Here is a 20,173-nt window from a genome sequence, read left to right as displayed (position 1 = left end):
AACTCGGTCATTTTAGGGGCGAGTTTCAGCACTTCCTTAATCAAACGAGCGCGCCGTGAGTTTCTGTTTCAGACGCCTTCTACCCGTTATCGCACTGATTTTCCTGGGCTCCTGCTCCGGCTACGAGTTTCCGGACCCGACGCCTGAAGACTATGCCGTCCACGGCATCGACATTTCCCGCTGGCAGGGGGACGTGGACTGGAACGCAGTGCGCAATGACGGAATTTCCTTCGCCTGGCTCAAGGCGACCGAGGGCGGCGACCACATGGATCCGCGTTTCCTTGACAACTGGCACGGTGCGAAGGCCGCCGGCCTCCCGCGGGGCGCCTATCACTTCTATTACTTCTGCCGCCCGGTGGAGGAACAGATCGCCTGGGTGCAGGAAAACATCCCCGTCGACCCGGAGGCCCTCCCGCTGGTGCTCGACATGGAGTGGAACGCCCACTCCAAGACCTGCCAGGAGCGGCCGGACCGTGAGAAAGTCCTGCGCGACATGAACGCGTTTCTGGACGCCATGGAAAATCATTACGGCAAACGGCCGGTGATCTATTCCTCGGTCGATTTCCACCGCGATCGCCTTGTCGACGCCCTGCACAAGGAACAGTTCTGGCTGCGCTCGGTCGCCGCCTATCCCAACCGGGTCTACAAGAATCGCGAGGACTGGTACTTCTGGCAGTACACGGCCGAGGGCAAGGTCGACGGCATTCAGGGCGAAGTCGACCGCAACGTCTTCTTCGGCGCAAAGTCCCAGTTCAAGGACTGGATGGACGGCAAGCTGAAGCGGTTCTAGGGCCGGGTCACGGACCTAGCGGATGAAGATCTGGTGGGCCATGTCCCTGCCGTTGCTCACCGTGACCTGGGTGAAGCCCAGCAGCTTGCAGAAATCCAGAAAGTTGAACTTGTACGGCTCCGCGGTCTGGGAAAAGAGCGGCGTCCCCCGGGCCATGGAGGTAAGCGACGCCAACAGGGCCCTCAGCCGATAGAGCGTGTCGTACTGCCCGTCGCCGGTGGCGACGATGATCAGCTTTTCCAGGTGCTCGCCCTTGGCGAACAGGTGATAGCCCGGAATATGGTTCTGTTCGAACTGCTGTGCGGCCAGCCCGACGACGAACGCCGCCCGGGAGCTTTCCGTTGCTTCGGCAGCCGGCTTGGTGTCGGAGACGTAGGTTTCGCGCGTTTGCGGTTCCGGATAATAATACCCGGCATGAGAATCGAAGCCTTGCGCCCGCACAGTCAGGACTGACAGCAAGACCGCGATGACCAACGAACCGGACAAGACCGGTAATCCCAGCAAATGACGCATGACTTCCCCCTGTTTCCAGGGAACGTTAGCGTCTCGGGCTGCGATAATACAAACGGATAATCGGGCCTAGGGTTTCGGCCCTGCCATCACCAGGGACCAGAACACCTTGTGTTTGGCATTCGGCGCGTAAGCCGTCGCGATCCCCAGCCGGGTCGCCTTGTCGTCGAGCATGACCTTGTTGTGCTTGGGCGAGTCCCGCCAGCCGGAAAAGGCTTCGGCCAGCGTGCGGTAACCGCCGCTGACGTTTTCGACCGCGTAAGTTCCCGGCTCGCCGATCGAGGCCATGCGGGTTTCAAGCTGTTGCGCCTTCGGCAAGGACGCCCGGACGTCGCCCGCCTTGGCCATGGCCCGCGCCTGGGACAGGGCGATGGCGGTCAGCGCCGGATCGACCGTGACCGGTCCGAGCCCGCTGTTGGCCCGGTACTGGGAAATCATCTGCGCCGCGGTCTGCTGATCGACGGCGGCATCGACCCGGGCCATGCTCCTGTAAAACGACGGCGTCTCCGTCGTCTCCGAAACACAGGCAGACAGGAGAAGAGCGGCCAAACCGGCAAGGCCGATTCGCTTTGCCGAGCCGGTCAACATCTTGAATGCATTCATGAACTTCGCTCTGCCTGAAATAAATCCCCGAAGGGACCGTCCGATCCTGAAACAGGAATTGCCGCCGAACAAAGCATATTTGAGGCGAAGCGCGGGATATGCGGGAAAAAGCGGCGCAGTTGAAGGCGCCCCCCGACCGTCACCCCGGACGCAGCGAAGCGGAGATCCGGGGCCTACTCGTTTGCAGAGCTCTTGTCGTCCCGATTGAAGCTGCGGCAAGCGGTGTTGCGAGTAGGCCCCGGCTCAAGGCCGGGGTGACGGTTGTGTGTGGGGTAAGGCCGTGCCTAACCCCAACACCAAAGGCGCCAACATCCCAAAACCAACCCACCGGAGTGGGCTGCCACCACCTCAAAAACAAAACCAGCCCGCCGAGGCGGGCTGGTCGGTGTGGCCTGCCGCGAGAGACAGGCCCGGGCGGCTCAAGCAGACCTTGAGCCCCTGGGAGCTTTTAAAAAATCAACTTTTGCCCGCGTCGAGCACGTCCTCGAAGGTGCGCAGGCCCGTGGTCGGCGCGTTGACCAACACGGCCATGTTGCCCGGCGCATGTTCGTTCTTCCACATCTTGGTATGCGCCTTGGGGATCTGCGACCACGGGAAGACCTCGCTCATGCACGGATCGATCCGCCGCTCGATCATCAGCTTGTTGGCGGCGGACGCCTGCTTCAGATGGGCAAAGTGCGATCCCTGGATACGCTTCTGGTGCATCCACACGTAACGGGCATCGAAGGTGATGTTGAAGCCGGTCGTGCCGGCGCAGAACACCACCATGCCGCCGCGCTTGGCCACGAAGGTGGAGACCGGGAAGGTCGCCTCGCCCGGGTGCTCGAACACCATGTCGACGTTGACGCCCTTGCCGGTGATGTCCCAGATCGCCTTGCCGAACTTGCGCACCTCGTTGAACCAGGCCTTGTATTCTTCCGAATTGACCTTCGGCAACTGGCCCCAGCACTTGAAGTCCTTGCGGTTGATCACGCCCTTGGCGCCGAGGCTCATGACGAAATCGCGCTTGTCCTCTTCGGAAATCACCCCGATGGCATTGGCGCCGGCCGCAGCGCACAGCTGGGTGGCGAACACGCCGAGCCCGCCCGATGCACCCCAGACCAGGACGTTATCGCCCGGACGCAGGATGTGCGGACGGTGGCCGAACAGCATGCGGTAGGCGGTCGCCAGCGTCAGCGTATAACAGGCTGATTCTTCCCAGGTCAGGTGCTGCGGCCGCGGCATCAGCTGGCGCGCCTGGACGCGGGCATACTGGGCAAACGACCCGTCCGGGGTCTCGTAACCCCAGATCCGCTGCGAGGGCGAGAACATCGGATCGCCGCCGTTGCACTCCTCGTCGTCGCCGTCGTCCTGGTTACAGTGGATCACGACCTCGTCGCCCACTTTCCAGCGCTTCACCTTCGACCCGACCTTCCAGACGATGCCCGAGGCATCGGATCCGGCGATGTGATACGGCACACTGTGCACGTCGAAGACGGAGATCGGCTCACCCAGGCCGGCCCAGATGCCGTTGTAGTTGACCCCCGCGGCCATCACGAGCACCAGCACCTCGTCGTCGCCGATTTCCCACGTCGGCAGCACTTCGAGCTGCATCGCCTCTTCGGGCGGACCATGACGCTCGCGCCGGATCGCCCAGGCATACATCTGCTTCGGCACATGGCCGAGCGGCGGAATTTCGCCCAGTTCGTACAGATCTTTCACAGGTGCCGTCACGAGTTCAGCCTCTGGCGTCTGGTTGTCATTGGCTTGTGCCGTTGACGTCATTCTTGTCTCCTCCGGTTCCGTCCTTGCTTGCGAAAGCTGGCTCAAACTATCGCAATGCAAAAGCCGATCAGGGCCCAAAACCCCTGTTTGCGCAACTATCCTGCTTAAAACAGCCGATTTCTATACGACTATTGCTTAACTTGCCTTTCAATCCAAGCTGCTTTTTGCATTGCATATAAAAGGGCTTTTCAGCCCCCGCAGAAAACGGCATGGTTTCAGAAAACAAAAACCAGAGCGCGAATAGGGCATCAAACGGCGAAAACGAGCCGAATTTGAGGCCCCTTGGGAGATAAAAGATGAGCACGCCCGAACAAGGCCGCGACCGCCCGTGGATTTTCCGCACCTATGCCGGCCATTCCACGGCCTCGGAATCCAACAAGCTCTACCGGTCCAACCTGGCCAAAGGCCAGACCGGGCTGTCGGTCGCCTTCGACCTGCCGACCCAGACGGGCTATGACCCGGACGATCTGCTGGCGAAGGGCGAAGTCGGCAAGGTCGGCGTGCCGATTGCAAATCTCGGCGACATGCGTGCCCTGTTCCACGAGATTCCGCTTGAACGCATGAACACCTCCATGACGATCAACGCGACGGCGCCCTGGCTGCTGGCGCTTTATGCCGCTGCCGCCGACGAACAGGGCGCGGATCGCAAGCTCCTTTCCGGCACCACCCAGAACGACATCATCAAGGAATATCTCTCCCGCGGCACCTATGTGTTCCCGCCGGCGCCGTCTTTAAAGCTGACTACGGACGTGATCGCCTGGACCTATTCCAACATGCCCAAGTGGAACCCGATGAACGTCTGCTCCTACCATCTGCAGGAAGCAGGCGCGACGCCGGTCCAGGAACTCTCCTTCGCGCTGGCAACGGCAGTCGCCATTCTCGACAGCATGAAGGCCTCCGGCGCCATCCCGGACGCGGAATTCCCCCAGGCCGTCGGCCGCATTTCCTTCTTCGTCAACGCGGGCATGCGCTTCGTTACCGAAATGTGCAAGATGCGCGCCTTCACCGAACTGTGGGACGAGATCTGCCGTGAGCGCTACGGCGTCGAGGACGAAAAATACCGCCGCTTCCGCTATGGCGTGCAGGTAAACTCGCTTGGCCTGACCGAACAGCAGCCGGAAAACAACGTCTACCGCATCCTTCTGGAAATGCTCGCCGTGGTGCTGTCGAAAAACGCCCGCGCCCGCGCGGTCCAGCTGCCGGCCTGGAACGAGGCCCTCGGCCTGCCGCGGCCCTTCGACCAGCAGTGGTCGCTCCGCATGCAGCAGATCGTCGCCTACGAGACCGACCTTCTGGAATACGCCGACATCTTCGACGGTTCGACCGAGATCACGAAAAAGGTCGAGGCCCTGAAGGAAGAGGCCCGCGAAGAACTCGCCCGGATCGACGACATGGGCGGGGCGATTGCCGCCGTGGAATCGAGCTACATGAAGCGCAAGCTGGTGGAATCCAACTCCGCACGCCTGGCGGCGATCGAGGCCGGCGAGCAGATCGTCGTCGGCGTCAACAAGTGGACCGAGACCGAGCCCTCGCCGCTGGCAGGCACAGAGGGCGGCGCCATCCTGACCGTGCCCGAGCACGTCGAGGACGAGGCCATCGAAAAGATCAAGGCCTGGCGCGAGGCGCGAGACCAGGCCGCCGTCGACGCGGCGCTCGCCGAACTGAAATCCGCCGCCAGCGAAGGCCGCAACATCATGGAACCGTCGATTGCCGCCGCGAAGGCCGGCGTCACCACCGGCGAGTGGGGCCGGACCTTGCGTGAGGTCTTCGGCGAATACCGCGCGCCCACCGGCGTCGGCCAGTCGGCCCGTGACGATGCCGGCGACCTGGCCACCGTGCGCGAAGGTGTCGACGCGCTCTCGGCCAGGCTCGGCCGCCGGCTGAAGTTCCTGGTCGGCAAACCCGGCCTCGACGGTCATTCCAACGGCGCCGAACAGATCGCCGTGCGCGCCCGCGACTGCGGCATGGAAGTGGTCTACGAAGGCATCCGCCTGACCCCGGCCCAGATCGTCAACGCAGCGGTGGAAGAGGACGTGCACGTCATCGGCCTCTCCATCCTCTCCGGTTCCCATCTGGCACTGGTGCGCGATGTCATGGACCGGCTGCGCGCCGCCGGTGTCGACGACATTCCGGTCGTCGTCGGCGGCATCATTCCCGACGAGGACGCCGCCAGCCTGAAGGCCATGGGCGTTGCCGCCGTCTATACGCCGAAGGACTTCCAGCTCACCGACATCATGGCCGACGTGGTCAATATCGTTGGCGCGGGAACCGAAAAGGCGGCCTAGTTATGCCGGTGTCGAGCGACACGATCCCGGCGCAACCGGCCCTCCGCGCTTTTTTGCAGGAGGCGTCAAATCGCAACTCGCAGATATCACTCGACTATGGAATTTCACTTTTTAATAACTCACCCCGGTTATTATTTAACCGGCTTGTGTTGAATTTATGCAGGTTTTCTCACATTGACCCTGGCCGCACCCGAAAAAATTTCAGGGCAAAATCTCGGCGCGAATTTCGCCGTAACGAGATATGACCAGCCTACGCTGGCTGAATTGAAGGATCTGTGGTCCTCAATGCCCGGCGGTCCGGTCTCGACCCCCTTTCAGTCACCTCATGTGCTTCATGCCATTCAAACGGAAAGAGCCGGTTTTTCCAATCCGACCTTCTCCGTTTTCAGCATCCGCCGGCAGGATGATACGCATCCGCTTATGTTGGTGCCGCTGATGACGATCGACAGAGGCATTTTCAAAGTTGCCACCATGGCGGATCTGGACGTCGTGGATGTCAATGCGCCCGTTCTTGCGAAAGAACGGCCCATTCGAAAATGCGAATACGACAGTATCCTCGATGCGATTTTGGAGAAGCTGACGGATGTCGATCTTTTTGATGCCTTCAATCTCCCGGAAAAGATAGGCGGCCTGGACAATCCTTTTTTCCATTCGTCCCGAATGAAAAAACTGACGGAAGTCCTGGCTCTGTCTCTGGATGGAGAGCAGAGCATAGCGCAACTGAAAACCAAGTCCGTGTTTAAGGAGGCCAGACGAAAAGGCCGGAAACTGGCGGAGCAAGGTGTCGAATTCTCGGAAATCAAGACCGCAGCCGAGCGCGAAAAAGCCCTGTTGTCGCTGATGGAATACAAGAGGCGCCACTTGCGGGAGGCCGGTATTACCCGTGATCCCTGGAGTGAAAAGCAGGAACGGTTTTTCAAAAATGCGCTGAACAGTTATTCCGATGGCTATGCGCAGACAACACTTCTGGCATTGAGACGAAATGACGAAATAGTCGCGGTCGCCCTCGCCTTTGTCTCAGACAGCGAGTTTCACGGCTCGCTGATCTCAATGGGTGACGAGCACTGGTATAGATACTCGCCAGGTTCAGTGTTGATCTGCAAGACGATCGAATGGGCTCTGGAAAGAGGGATTCGTCAGTTTTACTTTGGACCGGGCCCACACGACTACAAGAAGCACTTCGGTGCGCAAACCTATCCGCTAGGCCGCATTCTGGTTCCGCTCACCGCGAAGGGGCGATCCTATTTGGCCCTGAGAGCCTTGAAGCGCATTAAAAACGAGCTGATTCAGACCATCAAATTGTGTGATTAGAGCGAATCGCGTTTGCGTTGATATTTGACGGCAACCCGCTCCAGGACTACCGGTGCGCACTGCCGATCAGCAGCGCCGCCACCTTGTCCAGATGGGCGTTGCCGTTCTGCCGTGAGGAGACGGTGAGCACCAGGTTGCGGCCGGTCTCAACGCGGGTTGCAAACGGCGCCACGAGCCGGCCCGCTTCCAGATCGGCGCGGACCAGGGCCTCGTGCCCGATCGCGATCCCGGCCCCGTTGCGGGCCTCTTCGATCGCCAGCGCATAGAGCGAAAACGCCGGCCCGCGCGAGAGTTCGAGATCCTGCGCTCCGGCGGCTTCCAGCCATGCCGGCCAGTCGCTGCTCCAGGTGACGTCCTCCAGGCAGGCGAACCCGGCAAGGTCTTCGAGCTGCCTGATCTGCGCAGCCAGCTCCGGCGACGCCACGGGAAAGATCACGTCCCTTGCAAGCACGATCCCGTCGCCGCGTTCGCCGTCTTCCCTGTAGAACAGGCTGAAGTCGAACAGTTCCCGCTTCGGATTGGGCGGCTGCTCCATGGCCGTCACCGAAATCGAGACGTCCGGCAACGCCTGGCGGATGGCCGGCAGGCGCGGCGACAGCCAGAGCTGGGCGACGCTCGGCAGCGCCGCAATGCTGAGCCGATGGGGCGAGGCCTTTGATTTCAATTTCCGGGTCGCCTCGCCGAGCCGGTCGAAGGCATCGGTGAAGTCGGGAAGGACGCTGGCACCGGCCGCCGTCAGCCGGACCCCTTGCGACCGGCGCTCGAACAGCTGCGCCCCGGCCCAGTCCTCCAGCGACTTGATGTGCTGGGCGACCGCTCCGGACGTGACCGACAGTTCTTCGGCGGCGGCGGCGAAGCTGCCGAGCCGGGCCGCGGCCTCGAACGCGCGCAGCGCATTGAGCGGCGGTCCCTTGGGACGGGGTGGCGCAACCGGCATATTTTAAGCCCTAAAATTTAGCCCTAATTTTTCTAGGCCTAGTATTCAGAAAAACTGGTTTGCGGCAATTGGGAAACGCTGCTTTCCTGTGGTCATTATCAAACCGGAGTTGCCCGAATGACCGCGCTCAGCCCCCGCCCTTGGGTTCCCGCCACCTGTGAAGCCCACGTCCAGGCCCTCGCCAGGCATGCCGAGGAGCCATCGGCCAATGTGGCCGGGCGCATCGACGCGCTGATTGCGGAAAACCGCCGCATTCACGAAGAGGCCTGTTTCAACCTCAACCCGGCCTCCAACGTGATGAACCCCAAGGCGGAGGCTGTGCTTTCCGCCGGGCTCGGGTCACGCGCGTCCCTCGGCTATCCGGGCGACAAATACGAGACCGGCCTGGAGGCGATCGAGGAAATCGAGGTCATTGCCGCCGAGCTCTCAGCCGAGATCTTCAAGGCCAAATACGCGGAATTCCGCGTTCCCTCCGGCGCCATCGCCAACCTTTATGCCTTCATGGCGATCTGCAAACCCGGCGACACGATCATTGCCCCGCCGGCTTCCATCGGCGGCCACGTCACCCATCACGAGGCAGGCTGCGCCGGGCTTTACGGTTTGACAATCCACAACGCCCCGGTCAATGCGGACGGTTACACGGTCGACCTCGGCGGGTTACGTGAGCTGGCGAAAAAGGAAAGCCCGAAACTGATCACCATCGGCGGCAGCCTGAACCTGTTCGAGCATCCGGTGAAAGAGATCCGCGCCATTGCCGACGAGGTCGGCGCCCGCGTCCTGTTCGATGCCGCCCACCAGTGCGGGATCATCGCCGGTGGCGCGTGGTCCAACCCGCTCGACAACGGCGCCGACCTGATGACCATGAGCACCTACAAGAGCCTCGGCGGCCCGGCCGGCGGCCTGATCGTTACCAATGACGCCGACCTCGCCAGAAGGCTCGACGCCATCGCCTTTCCCGGCATGACCGCCAATTTCGATGCCGGCAAGACGGCCGCCCTGGCGCTCACCATGCTCGACTGGCGTGATCATGGCGCAGCCTACGCCAAGGCCATGCAGGACACGGCCAAAGCCTTCGCAGCGGAACTCGACTCACGAGGTATCCCGGTCTTCGCCAAGGCGCACGGTTTCACCACCTCGCACCAGTTCGCCGTGGAAGCAGCTTCCTTCGGCGGCGGTCAGACGGCGGCAAAGAAGATCGCCAAGGCCGGCTTCCTCGCCTGCGGCATCGGCCTGCCCATCGCGCCGGTCGACGGCGACCTCAACGGCTTGCGCATCGGCACGCCGGAACTGGTCCGCTGGGGCGTGACGGTCGAGGACATCCCCGCCCTCGCCGGCCTTCTGGCCGAAGCCCTGACCAGCGAAACCCCGGAGGTCCTCGCCCCGAAGACCGCCGCCCTGCGCAAGACCTTCAACAAGGTGCATTACGTCAACGGGTAGGCCGCATACGCCGACAGGTCAGGCGCTTGCAGCGTCCCGTTCGACACCCCTCACCGAAACGCCCCTTCCGGCCGGTAGCGATCCATCACCGAATCCAGAAACTCGTTGGTGATCGCCGGGTTCGCCTTTTGCAGGCAGGGGAGCAGGATGGCCTTGTTGGCGCGCTGTTTTTCGCGGCTTGGATATTTGTTTGGTTCCGGCCGGACCGGATCGAAGCAGTTTAAAAATACCTCTTCCGGAATGCCGAGATCGGCGGCGATCTTGTCGGTCGGGCGGTTCGGATCCCGGTCGGCATGGGCAATGGAGCCCGGAAGGCCGAGGCCCGGACCGAGGACAAGACCGAGGACAAGACCGAGGACAAGCGTCGCCATCCGGATCAGTTTTTTCATGGCAAATCCATTCCCTGAAAGTGTCCGGTCACATGCCGCCGGCGCGGCTGGGAACGCTATTCGAAAAGATGGAATGGGGAAAGGTAACTGGAGCCTGTGGCCTGTGAATGCGCTTCCCCTCCCCCAAACGGCGGACTTGCACTTGTGCGGTGCAAACGGCTTAATCGGCAAAACGAGAACCAGAAGGCGGGAGCGAGCCGGTGACCAAGACCAATGCGGGCAATTTCTTTGAGGACTTTTATGTCGGCCAGGTGATCCGGCACGCGACCCCGCGCACGGTTACCAGCGGCGATGTGGCGCTTTATACCGCGCTCTATGGCTCCCGCTTTGCCGTCCAGTCCTCCGATGCCTTCGCCAGGGAACTCGGCTACGCCCATGCGCCGGTCGACGACCTGCTGACCTTCCACGTGGTCTTCGGCAAGACCGTGCCGGATATTTCGCTCAACGCCGTCGCCAATCTCGGCTACGCGGGCGGGCGCTTCCTCGCCCCGGTCTATCCGGGCGATACCCTGTCGGCCGTCTCGGAAGTGATCGGCAAGAAGGAGAATTCCAACGGCAAGACCGGCGTCGTCTATGTCCGCTCCACCGGTTATACGGCGGACGGCACCGAGGTGCTGGACTATGTCCGCTGGGTCATGGTCAACAAGCGCGATCCGGAAAGCTCGGCGCCAGACACCGTGGTTCCGGACCTGCCCGGCGCCATCACCCCGGACGCCCTCGGCAACGCCGTGCCCATGCTCGACACCGCCTATTGGGACAACGATCTTTCCGGCTCCAAATTCCGCTTCGGCGACTACGAGGTCGGCGAAAAGATCGACCATGTGGACGGCATGACCGTGGAGGAAGCCGAGCACCAGCTCGCCACCCGGCTGTTTCAGAATACGGCCAAGGTGCATTTCAACCAGCACACGGAAGGCCAGGGCCGTTTCGGCCGCCGGCTGATCTACGGCGGCCACGTCATATCGCTCGCCCGGGGCCTGTCCTTCAACGGCCTCGGCAATGCCTTCCATATCGCAGGGATCAACGGCGGCCGCCACGTGGCCCCGCTCTTTGCCGGCGACACGGTCTATGCCTGGTCGGAAGTGCTCTACAAGTCGGAGCTGGAAGGCCGCACCGATGTCGGCGCCCTGCGCCTGCGGCTGGTCGCCACCAAGAACCGCCCCTGCGCCGATTTCCCGCTGAAGACGGACGACGGCACATACGAAGACGGCGTCATCCTCGATTTTGATTATTGGGCGCTGATGCCGAAGTAGGGTGGGGCTGCCGCCTCAGTCCCCCGTCATTCCAGACCGTGTGGCGCGCCAGCGCCATCACGAGATCCGGAATCCAGCTGACAGCGCGAGCGCCAGCGAGCACTTCTCCGAAGGGGAGTTTTCAGCGGTGTTTACGCAAGCCCTTTTTGAGGCAACCAATTCTGATATTATGCGGCTAAGCTAATCACCAATATCAATTATTTGATGTAGGTTTGTTACCGCGTAGGCCGCAGGTCTGCCTCCGTTTGCGATTTTTACGCTAACGTCCACAATGAAGCCTTTGTGATAAACGTTATCGTGAGCGTCCCGAATTTCGTGCTTGATTTGCTCTTCGGCGATTTCAGAGCCGTAAACTAGAGGCATCGGCTGATCGGATATTTCTTCGATCTTCACTAACTCGCCGGTTCGCTTGCCAACATTTACGTCGCTTACGTCAGACCGTGTAAACGTCATCAAGACACGCTGATGGGTTTCAGTCTCCGGCTTATTGAGCAGCTTCTTTCGATCCTCGATATTTTGCAAAGCCGTCCGAGCCTCAGAAGCCTTGAACTGAAATGATGCCTTTACTTGCCTTTTTCCATCTTCAAAATGCGCCACCTCAAGGCGGTGTCCTGCCAATGGATCGGTCGCAATTGATTGTGCGGCATCTGCCCAGTCTTTTAATTCCTTGGCGCCTTCCAGTTCACCCGCGGGAACCTCTCCTTTCAGGAGAAATGTGAACCTCTGGCCCCACCGCTTGACGAAGTCTTCTAGGATCAAAATTTGATCCATATGGGTGATCGTTGCTGCAGCAACCGCCATTAATCCCGTGAACAAATCCGCCTCAATACACCCGCTCCTGACTTCGCGGACATACATTTTGGGATCTGTTTTTACGTCGCTATAGGTCGCATCTACATAACGCTCAAATTCGTTGGCGAGAGAAGTGAATGCGCCAACGAAATCCCGTAATTCAACGGGCTCATCTGTATCAATTTTTAATGTCAATATTGCTGACTGTTCTCCCATGAGTTGAGAATACGTTTTTTCAATCACTTGTCACCCTCCTTTCGGATTGGTGAAAGCAAGCTGCTTTGGGACACTAAAGAACTAATTTCTTTCATTAGAACTTTGGACGCGCTTAGGCGCGGCTGATTTCTGGATTCCAGATCAGCGTTCGGCCCACGCCTCACTTGTCTGGAATGACGAAATGGGGAGGCAGCAGGCTTCCCGACCATCCTCTACCGCCCCCACCTCACATTCGGGATAGCCCTGACCCCGCCGCAGCGCTATCATCCTCCCCGTAGGAGGAGGACATGCTGACGACACTTTCGTCCCGCGAAACGTCCCTGCTGCTCGGGATCATGCAGGACCTGACGCGCATCGGCGACGGCACGCGCCTGCGCGAGCGCGTCGGCGAGCGGCTGCTTGATCTTTTAAAGGCCGATTACTTCGCCTCCTATGTCTGGAAGTCGGACAAGGACGGCGACACGGACCGGGTGTCGATCAACATGAACCCGGCGAATCTTTCGGCCTACGAGCGCTACTACCAGTACCGCGATCCGATCACGAAAGCCCTGCGCCACCGGCGAAGGGCGACCCATGTCAACGAGATCATGGCCCAGGACGATCTCAGGAAGACCGAGTTCTTCAACGATTTCCTGGCACGCGACGGGCTGCATCACGGCATGAATTTCCATGCCTATGACGGGCGGACCCATGTGGGCGATATCCGGATCTGGCGCGGCCGCAACCGGGACACCTTCGACCAGCGGGACGTGGAAATCCTGGAGGCGATCGGCACCGCCTTTTCCAACGCGCTCTGTTCTCTGCGCGCCTTCGAAATCCGGTTGTCCGCCGCCGACCCGGTGACAAGGATCCGCGACTGGGCCGGTGAGCTCCACCTCACGGCCCGGGAAACGGACGTAGTCAAGCTGGCCATGGCCGGCCGGCGCGATGCGGATATCGCCGAAGCCCTCGGCATCTCGGTGACGACCGTGCGCACCCACCTGCGCAACGTGTTCCAGAAGTCAGGGCTCGACAGCCGCGCGGCCCTGCTTGCCCATATCAACGGCCTCCGACCGAACTGAGATTTTTCAAATAAATGCCCTTCCCTCCTCATTTGTGAGGATGTGCGTTGCCTGGTTCCCCGCTTTCATGAGCCTTCCGGAAAACCGGACAAGAGGGGAAAACCATGAAAACCAGACTTCAAACGGCCGTCCTGGCCCTGGCGCTTGCCGCCACACCCGCCTTTGCGGCGGACGATCTCACCAGCCTGACCGCCGGCGAGGCCGCAAAGGCCATCGCGGACGGCAAGATCACGTCCGAAAGCCTCGTCGAGGCGCTGCTCGCCAACGCCAAGGCGAACGAAGCCGGCCATGCCTTCATCACGCTCGACGGCGACGGCGCCCTGGCAGCCGCCAGGGCGGCGGACGCTGCAATTGCCAAGGGCGAGGCCGCAGGCCCGCTTGCCGGCGTGCCGATCGTCGTCAAGGACAACATTTCCGCAGCCGGCCTGCCGACGACCGCCGGAACGCCCGCGCTGAAGGACTGGGTGCCGGCAACGGACGCCCCGGTTCTGGCAAAGCTAAAGGCCGCCGGGGCGATCCTGCTCGGCAAGACCAACATGCATGAGCTCGCCTTCGGCATCACCTCCAACAACGCCGCCTTCGGCGCGGTTGCCAATGCCTATGACCCGTCCCGCTTTGCCGGCGGCTCCAGCGGCGGCACCGGCGCCGCGGTCGGCGGGCGGATGGCCCCGGCAGGGCTTGGCACCGACACCGGCGGCTCGGTGCGTATTCCCTCAGCGCTTAACGGCGTTGCCGGCCTGCGCCCCAGCGTCGGCCGCTATCCGCAAGGCGGGATCGTGCCGATCTCCCACACCCGCGACACCGCCGGGCCGATTGCCCGCTCGATTGCCGATCTCGTCCTCTTCGACGGCGTGATCACCGGCGATGCGACGACGATTGAGCCCGCCGATCCGAAATCGCTGCGCATCGGCGTTCCCTCCGCCTTCAACGACAATGTCGATCCGGAAACCGGCCGGCTGATGACCGCCGCGCTGAAGGCCCTGGAAGACGCCGGCGCCACCCTGGTGCCGCTCGACATGAGCGACGTTGCGGCCTTGAACGACAAGATCGGCTTTCCGGTTGCCCTGTGGGAGGCCAAGGGCGATATCTCGGCGTTCCTGAAGGACAACGGCACCGGCATCACCATCGAGGACGTCGCCGCCAAGGTCGCCAGTCCGGACGTGAAATTCGTCTTCGATGAGCTGATCCTCGGCGACAAGGCCATTCCGGAAGAGGTCTATCTGGCCGCCATCAACGACTTCCGGCCGAAGCTGCAGGCGCTTTATGCGGAAACCTTCGTCGTCAACGATCTCGACGCCATCGCCTTCCCGACGACGCCGCTGCCGGCCCAGCCGATTGCCGGCTCCGACGAGACGGTCAAGCTGAACGGCCAGGACGTGCCCACGTTCCCGACCTTCATCCGCAACACCGATCCGGGCTCGAACGCCGGCATTCCCGGCCTGACCCTGCCGGTCGGCCTGACGAAGGACGGCCTGCCCGTGGGGCTGGAACTGGACGGCCCGGCCTTTTCCGACCGGCACCTGCTCGCCATCGGCCTGACCCTGGAAGGCCTGCTGCCGGCCATGCCCGCGCCGTAAGCTAGAGCATCGGGCGATAACTTTGAGCCATTTGATGTCTGAAAGCAGTTCATTCGGCTAGGCGCGTCGTGAAGCGCGATGCGGCGCATCGTGCAAGCGGCGCAACGCAGTCGATGGGCTGCTTTCTGACACCCGAAGGGCCGGGCTCTTTTGCCCGCTGACTGCGTTGGCTCGCGCTTGTGGTGGGAAACACCACGGCACGCGACCCGCCTTGTCAGCAAACAAAAGCGCGCCGGTCAAATGTTTCAAAGTTATCGCCCGATGCTCTAATACCGCTCCCTCGCGGACACCGCGGGGGAGCTTACCTTTTCGCCAGCGGATGGGCGCTTTCGACCAGCTCGCGCAGGCGTTCATCCAGCACATGGGTGTAGATCTGCGTGGTGGAAATATCCGCATGCCCCAGAAGCTGCTGGACCACGCGGAGATCGGCCCCGTTCTGCAACAGGTGCGAGGCGAAGGCATGGCGCAGCACGTGCGGCGACACCTTGGCCGCAGGCAATCCGGTCGCAACTGCCAGGTCCTTCAGATCCCGGCCGAAGGCCTGCCGGGTGAAATGGCCGCTCTCCCCGTGGGAGGGAAACAGCCACGGGCTTTTTTCATAGGCGCCTTCGGCGGCGCGCAGGCCCACATAGTCGCGCATGGCCGCCTGCGCGGCCTTGGAAAGCGGCACGAGCCGCTCCTTGCCGCCCTTGCCCCGGATCTCGATCAGCCGCGCATCCCGCTTCGCCGCCGTCACCGGCAGCGACACCAGCTCCGAGACGCGGAGCCCGGTGGCGTAAAGCACCTCCAGCAACGTGTAGAGCCGGTGGCAGCGCAGCCGTTCGGCGGCACTCTTGTGCGACTTCTGCGTCATTTCCCTGGCTGCTTCAATCAGCCGGTCGACCTCGTCGACGGACAACACCTTCGGCAGGGATTGCCGTTTCTTCGGCGCCGACAGCGTCCGGGTCGGATCGTCCTCGCGCAGGCCTTCCGCATAGAGAAACTTGAAATACTGCTTCAGCGCCGACAGGCGCCGGGCCTGGGAGGTTGCGGCAAAGCCGCGGTCGTTCAGGTCGCTGAGATAGGCGGCAATGTCGGCGGTGCCGGCTTTTGCCGGCTTTTTGTCCGCCAGGAACTCGCCGAAATCCTCCAGGTCCCGGCGGTAGCCCGCCAGCGTGTTTTCCGCCGCCCCGCGCTCGGCAGTGAGCATTTCCAGGAAGCTCTCGCACGTGTAGTCAATCGCCACGATCACCTGCCCTCATTCCGGGTGCCAGCCGGAGACACCGGTTCAGCGCCCGAAGCCGTCCTTCTTGATCCTGACCTCGATTTCACGGTCCCGCGGGTGCACGAAATGGGCCAGCGAATAGACGATCCCGTAGCCGGTCGCACCGAGAAGAACCAGAACAATCAGCAGTCGTGTAAGGGTCGGCACGCGGAAGGCTCCGTCGAATCACTTTGGCACAGTGTTTCCCCTCGGGCACCGGCGCGCAAGCCGGACGGCATTGAGCCGGAAATTTCGCATATGCGCCGGATTGCAAAGGGACCTTTCTTTTTCGGTGAATGTGCTACAAAGCCGCCATGGCACACAGAAGCGACCAGAAAGCGGAAAACGCGACAGCTCAACGAAGCGCAGGCGAGCGCGCCGAAGATGCCCGCCTCGTGAGGGCGTTGGGCAAGCGCTCCATCGTGCTCGTCGGCATCATGGGCTGCGGCAAATCCACCGTCGGCCGTCGCCTGGCGCACCGCCTCGACATCCCTTTCGTGGATGCGGACACGGAAATCGAACAGGCCGCCAACATGACCGTGCCGGAAATCTTCGCCGCCCACGGCGAACCCTATTTCCGCAAGGGCGAAGAGCGGGTGATCGCCCGCCTGCTGAAGGAAGGCCCCCAGGTTCTGGCGACCGGCGGCGGCGCCTACATGAGCGAGGCCACCCGGGACGAGATCGCCGAAAACGGCATTTCCGTCTGGCTGAAGGCGGATCTGGACACGGTCATGGAGCGGGTCCGCAAACGGGCCAACCGGCCGCTGCTGCAGACCCCGGATCCGGAAGGCACCATGAAAGAGCTGATGGCCAAACGGTATCCGGTTTACGGAATGGCGGACCTGACCGTGAATTCCCGCGACGTTCCTCACGACATGGTCGTTGAAGATATCGTCGAAGCCCTTAAATCCAGACTGCTGGCGGAAGACCTGACGTCTTCTGCCCAAGAAACCGCAACAGGCGCACAATGAGCGAAACACTGGACATCGCCTCCGAAAAGGAAACGGAGCTTAGAACCGTCAGCGTGGATCTGGGTGAGCGTTCGTACGGAATCGAGATCGGCCGCGGCCTCATCGAACAGGCCGGCGACAAGATCGCCAAGCTCCTGCCCGGCAGCCGGATGGCGATCGTCACCGACGAAACGGTGGCGGGCCTGCATCTGGACACGCTGAAAAAGAGCCTCGGCAAAGCCGGGGTGGATCACGTGGTCATGACCGTTCCGGCGGGCGAAGCCACCAAGTGCTTTGCCATGTACGAACGCCTGTGCGACGAGGTCCTGGCGGCCCGGCTTGAGCGCAGCGACGCGGTTGTCGCGCTCGGCGGCGGTGTGGTCGGCGACCTTGCCGGCTTCGTCGCGGCCTCGGTCCGCCGCGGCATGAAATTCATCCAGATCCCGACGACCCTGCTCGCCCAGGTGGACAGTTCCGTCGGCGGCAAGACCGGGATCAACTCCCGCCACGGCAAGAACCTGATCGGCGCCTTCTACCAGCCCGCCCTCGTCCTCGCCGACACGGCAATCCTCGACACCCTGCCCCTGCGCGATTTCCGCGCCGGCTATGCGGAAGTCGCCAAATACGGCCTGCTCGGCGACGAGCCGTTCTTTGCCTGGCTGGAGGAGAACTGGCAGGCGGTCTTTGCCGGAGGCCCGGAACGCGACGAGGCGGTCGCCCGCTCCTGTCAGGCCAAGGCGGATGTGGTCGCCGCCGACGAGCTGGAATCCGGCCGCCGGGCGCTCCTGAACCTCGGCCACACCTTCGGTCATGCGCTGGAATCGGCGGTCGCCTACGAGACCGTCCGGCTGGTCCATGGCGAGGGCGTCTCCATCGGCATGATGCTCGCCCATGAGTTCTCGCAGCGGCTCGGCCTGATCGATGGCGCCGTTGTCGAGCGGGTGGAAAAACACCTGACGGATGTCGGTCTGCCAATCCGCATGTCGGACATTCCAGGCCAGCTCCCGCCCGCCGAAACCCTGATGGACATCATCGCCCAGGACAAGAAGGTCACCCGGGGCCAGCTGACCTTCATCCTCAGCCGCGGCGTCGGCGAGAGCTTCGTCGAAAAGGGCGTGGAACCGGAGACCGTACGGACCTTTCTGGAAGAAAAGCTGAAGCAATGATGGAACTTACCCTCTGGCTGGCCATTGCCGCCGTCTTCATCCTGCTGTTCCTGTCGGGCTTTTTCTCCGGCTCGGAAACGGCGCTGACCGCAGCCTCGCGCGCCCGCATCCATCAGCTGGAAAAGACCGGCGACGGCAAGGCGCAGACCGTCAGCCGCCTGATTTCCTCCCGCGAACGGCTGATCGGCGCGCTGCTGCTCGGCAACAACCTGGTCAACATCCTTGCCTCCGCCCTGGCCACCAGCGTGTTCCTGACCCTTTTCGGCCAGGCGGGCGTTGCTTTTGCCACCCTGGTCATGACGGCCCTGGTGGTGGTCTTCGCCGAGGTCCTGCCGAAGACCTGGGCGATCTCCAATCCGGAACGCTTTGCCCTGGCGGTCGCGCCGGTGGTCAACGTCATAGTTGCCGTTTTCGGCCCCGTCGTCATCGGCGTCGAGGCGATCGTCCGGGTGATGCTGCGCCTGGTCGGCGTCAATGTGGGCGAGGACGCCTCGATCCTGTCCGCCCACGAGGAACTGCGCGGCGCGGTCGACCTGCAGCACAAGGAAGGCGGCCTGGTCAAGGCGGAGCGCGACCGTCTCGGCGGCGTTCTCGATCTCGCCGAACTGGAAGTCTCCGACGTCATGGTCCACCGGACCAACATGGTCGCCCTGAACACGGAAGAGGATCTGCCGAAGCTGATCGAGCAGGCGCTGTCCTCCCCCTATACGCGCCTGCCGCTTTGGCGCGGGGAAAGCGACAACTTCGTCGGCGTGCTGCACGCCAAGGATCTGCTGCGCGCCCTGCATGCCGCAGGCGGCGATTTTTCCAAGATCGATCTCCTGCAGATCGCGACCCCGCCGTGGTTCGTGCCCGATACGACGAGCCTGCAGGACCAGCTCAACGCCTTCCTGCGCCACAAGGCCCATTTCGCCCTCGTCGTCGACGAATACGGCGAGGTGATGGGACTGGTCACCCTGGAAGACATTCTGGAGGAAATCGTCGGCGAGATCGCCGACGAGCATGACGTGGAACTGGAAGGCGTGCGGCCCCAGGCCGACGGCTCGGTCATCGTTGACGGCTCCGTGCCGATCCGCGACCTCAACCGGGCGACCGACTGGCGCCTGCCGGACGACGAGGCCACCACCATCGCCGGCCTCGTCATTCACGAGGCTCGGATGATCCCGGAAGAACGCCAGATCTTCACCTTCTACGGCTTCCGTTTCACGGTGCTGCGCCGGGAAAAGAACCGGATCACCCGCCTGCGGATCATGCCGCTCGGCCAGAAGCCCAACCTGCTGGCGGCCGGCGCGGCCCAAACCCCGCCCCCGCCAACGGTTCCGGCCAGTAAGACCTAGGGCTGCCGGTTTCACGCATTTTCAGCCGCCTTTCCATTTGGCTGATGCGAGTGGATTGCCCGGACTTCGCCGGGCAATGACACCGGGGATAAGGGCACGCCCTATCCACCCATTCTGCGTCATCACACGGCGAAGTCCGGGTGATCCAATCCACTTCGCCGTAAATTCGGATGGCCGGAAGGACCGGAAAAACCCTCCGCTTCCTGTAAAAATATTTGCTCGAAAGCCCTAGGACGCGGTTGCCCGCGCCGCACGCGGGTCGGCCTCGTCCGGTGCGCGCGCTTCGATGGCGAGCGCGTGGACGCCGGCGGCGAGTTCATCGGCCAGCAACTCGTTGACCTTGCGGTGCCGGTTCACCCGGCTCATGCCGGAAAAGGCGGGCGACACGATCACCACCCGGAAATGGGTCTCGCCGCCTTCGCGCCAGCCGCCGTGTCCGGCGTGCTTGTCCGATTCGTCGATGACGTCCAGCGTCTGCGGCGCCAGCGCCTGTGTCAGTTTGGCAATGATGCTGTCCCTGGTGCTCATGCTATGGTTTCCCCTCTCCGGCGG

General features: G+C 62.3%; 19 protein-coding genes. 10 read left to right on the top strand and 9 right to left on the bottom strand.

Features of this window, described 5'->3' with window-relative positions:
- Nucleotides 1-55 precede the first annotated feature (55 nt).
- Nucleotides 56-790, top strand: a complete 735-nt coding sequence (locus tag HK439_RS11725) for a GH25 family lysozyme (RefSeq protein ID WP_190291680.1) — start codon at nt 56-58, stop codon at nt 788-790.
- 15 nt (nt 791-805) lie between these two features.
- Here HK439_RS11725 and HK439_RS11720 read toward each other — a convergent pair whose 3' ends face one another.
- The 3 genes from HK439_RS11720 to ccrA all read right to left on the bottom strand — a co-directional run bounded on the left by HK439_RS11720 (nt 806) and on the right by ccrA (nt 3,667).
- Nucleotides 806-1,303 (bottom strand): hypothetical protein, encoded by a 498-nt coding sequence (locus tag HK439_RS11720; protein ID WP_190291679.1) that lies wholly within the window; start codon nt 1,301-1,303, stop codon nt 806-808.
- Between the two features lie 66 nt (nt 1,304-1,369).
- Nucleotides 1,370-1,903 (bottom strand): CAP domain-containing protein, encoded by a 534-nt coding sequence (locus tag HK439_RS11715; protein ID WP_235987809.1) that lies wholly within the window; start codon nt 1,901-1,903, stop codon nt 1,370-1,372.
- Nucleotides 1,904-2,359: 456 nt separating this feature from the next.
- Nucleotides 2,360-3,667 carry a crotonyl-CoA carboxylase/reductase gene (ccrA, locus tag HK439_RS11710; RefSeq protein ID WP_190291678.1) on the bottom strand — a complete coding sequence of 436 codons (1,308 nt, stop codon included), beginning with the start codon at nt 3,665-3,667 and terminating at the stop codon, nt 2,360-2,362.
- A gap of 296 nt (nt 3,668-3,963) precedes the next feature.
- Here ccrA and HK439_RS11705 point away from each other — a divergent pair, with 296 nt between their 5' ends.
- Nucleotides 3,964-5,952, top strand: coding sequence for a protein meaA (locus HK439_RS11705; protein WP_190291677.1), 1,989 nt, complete (start codon nt 3,964-3,966; stop codon nt 5,950-5,952).
- A 174-nt stretch (nt 5,953-6,126) separates the two neighbouring features.
- A complete protein-coding gene (locus tag HK439_RS11700) occupies nt 6,127-7,263 on the top strand; it encodes a GNAT family N-acetyltransferase (RefSeq protein WP_190291676.1) in 1,137 nt (378 codons plus the stop codon).
- 46 nt (nt 7,264-7,309) lie between these two features.
- On the opposite strand, the gene HK439_RS11695 is transcribed toward HK439_RS11700, so the two are convergent.
- On the bottom strand, nt 7,310-8,200 hold the full coding sequence (locus HK439_RS11695) for a LysR family transcriptional regulator (protein ID WP_190291675.1): 891 nt from the start codon (nt 8,198-8,200) through the stop codon (nt 7,310-7,312).
- Nucleotides 8,201-8,317: 117 nt separating this feature from the next.
- On the opposite strand from HK439_RS11695, the gene glyA reads away from it, so the two are divergent.
- The gene (gene glyA, locus HK439_RS11690; RefSeq protein WP_190291674.1) at nt 8,318-9,637 is read left to right on the top strand and encodes a serine hydroxymethyltransferase; all 1,320 of its coding nucleotides are present in this window, start codon (nt 8,318-8,320) and stop codon (nt 9,635-9,637) included.
- Between the two features lie 50 nt (nt 9,638-9,687).
- On the opposite strand, the gene HK439_RS11685 is transcribed toward glyA, so the two are convergent.
- Nucleotides 9,688-10,026: a hypothetical protein gene (locus HK439_RS11685; RefSeq protein ID WP_209011737.1), complete on the bottom strand. Its 339-nt coding sequence runs from the start codon at nt 10,024-10,026 to the stop codon at nt 9,688-9,690.
- Nucleotides 10,027-10,226: 200 nt separating this feature from the next.
- Here HK439_RS11685 and HK439_RS11680 point away from each other — a divergent pair, with 200 nt between their 5' ends.
- Nucleotides 10,227-11,279 carry a MaoC family dehydratase gene (locus HK439_RS11680; RefSeq protein WP_190291673.1) on the top strand — a complete coding sequence of 351 codons (1,053 nt, stop codon included), beginning with the start codon at nt 10,227-10,229 and terminating at the stop codon, nt 11,277-11,279.
- A 180-nt stretch (nt 11,280-11,459) separates the two neighbouring features.
- Here the strand turns inward: HK439_RS11680 and HK439_RS11675 are convergent, their stop codons facing one another.
- Nucleotides 11,460-12,314: a hypothetical protein gene (locus HK439_RS11675; RefSeq protein ID WP_328804141.1), complete on the bottom strand. Its 855-nt coding sequence runs from the start codon at nt 12,312-12,314 to the stop codon at nt 11,460-11,462.
- Nucleotides 12,315-12,574: 260 nt separating this feature from the next.
- Between HK439_RS11675 and HK439_RS11670 the strand changes: the two genes are divergently transcribed.
- Both HK439_RS11670 and iaaH read left to right on the top strand, forming a co-directional pair.
- Entirely contained in the window at nt 12,575-13,348 is a 774-nt protein-coding gene (locus HK439_RS11670; RefSeq protein ID WP_209011736.1) for a helix-turn-helix transcriptional regulator, read from the top strand.
- 104 nt (nt 13,349-13,452) lie between these two features.
- Nucleotides 13,453-14,925 carry an indoleacetamide hydrolase gene (gene iaaH / locus HK439_RS11665; RefSeq protein ID WP_190291672.1) on the top strand — a complete coding sequence of 491 codons (1,473 nt, stop codon included), beginning with the start codon at nt 13,453-13,455 and terminating at the stop codon, nt 14,923-14,925.
- 301 nt (nt 14,926-15,226) lie between these two features.
- On the opposite strand, the gene xerD is transcribed toward iaaH, so the two are convergent.
- Together xerD and HK439_RS11655 are read right to left on the bottom strand one after the other, a co-directional pair.
- A complete protein-coding gene (gene xerD / locus HK439_RS11660; protein ID WP_190291704.1) occupies nt 15,227-16,150 on the bottom strand; it encodes a site-specific tyrosine recombinase XerD in 924 nt (307 codons plus the stop codon).
- Between the two features lie 42 nt (nt 16,151-16,192).
- A complete protein-coding gene (locus HK439_RS11655; protein WP_190291671.1) occupies nt 16,193-16,336 on the bottom strand; it encodes a hypothetical protein in 144 nt (47 codons plus the stop codon).
- Between the two features lie 146 nt (nt 16,337-16,482).
- Between HK439_RS11655 and HK439_RS11650 the strand changes: the two genes are divergently transcribed.
- The 3 genes from HK439_RS11650 to HK439_RS11640 are packed head-to-tail and all read left to right on the top strand — an operon-like array spanning nt 16,483 to nt 19,621.
- The gene (locus tag HK439_RS11650) at nt 16,483-17,139 is read left to right on the top strand and encodes a shikimate kinase (RefSeq protein WP_190291670.1); all 657 of its coding nucleotides are present in this window, start codon (nt 16,483-16,485) and stop codon (nt 17,137-17,139) included.
- Nucleotides 17,136-18,284, top strand: a complete 1,149-nt coding sequence (gene aroB, locus HK439_RS11645) for a 3-dehydroquinate synthase (RefSeq protein ID WP_190291669.1) — start codon at nt 17,136-17,138, stop codon at nt 18,282-18,284. The genes HK439_RS11650 and aroB overlap by 4 nt, the downstream gene beginning before the upstream one ends.
- Nucleotides 18,281-19,621 carry an HlyC/CorC family transporter gene (locus tag HK439_RS11640; protein WP_190291668.1) on the top strand — a complete coding sequence of 447 codons (1,341 nt, stop codon included), beginning with the start codon at nt 18,281-18,283 and terminating at the stop codon, nt 19,619-19,621. The genes aroB and HK439_RS11640 overlap by 4 nt, the downstream gene beginning before the upstream one ends.
- A gap of 228 nt (nt 19,622-19,849) precedes the next feature.
- Here the strand turns inward: HK439_RS11640 and HK439_RS11635 are convergent, their stop codons facing one another.
- Nucleotides 19,850-20,149, bottom strand: a complete 300-nt coding sequence (locus HK439_RS11635) for a BolA family protein (protein WP_190291667.1) — start codon at nt 20,147-20,149, stop codon at nt 19,850-19,852.
- Nucleotides 20,150-20,173 lie beyond the last annotated feature (24 nt).

It is taken from the genome of Roseibium aggregatum (assembly GCF_014692675.1).
GTDB classification, from domain to species: Bacteria; Pseudomonadota; Alphaproteobacteria; order Rhizobiales; family Stappiaceae; genus Roseibium; species Roseibium aggregatum_C.
The sequence above is the reverse complement of the archived record's forward strand: the minus strand, read 5'-3'. Positions and strand labels throughout refer to the sequence as shown.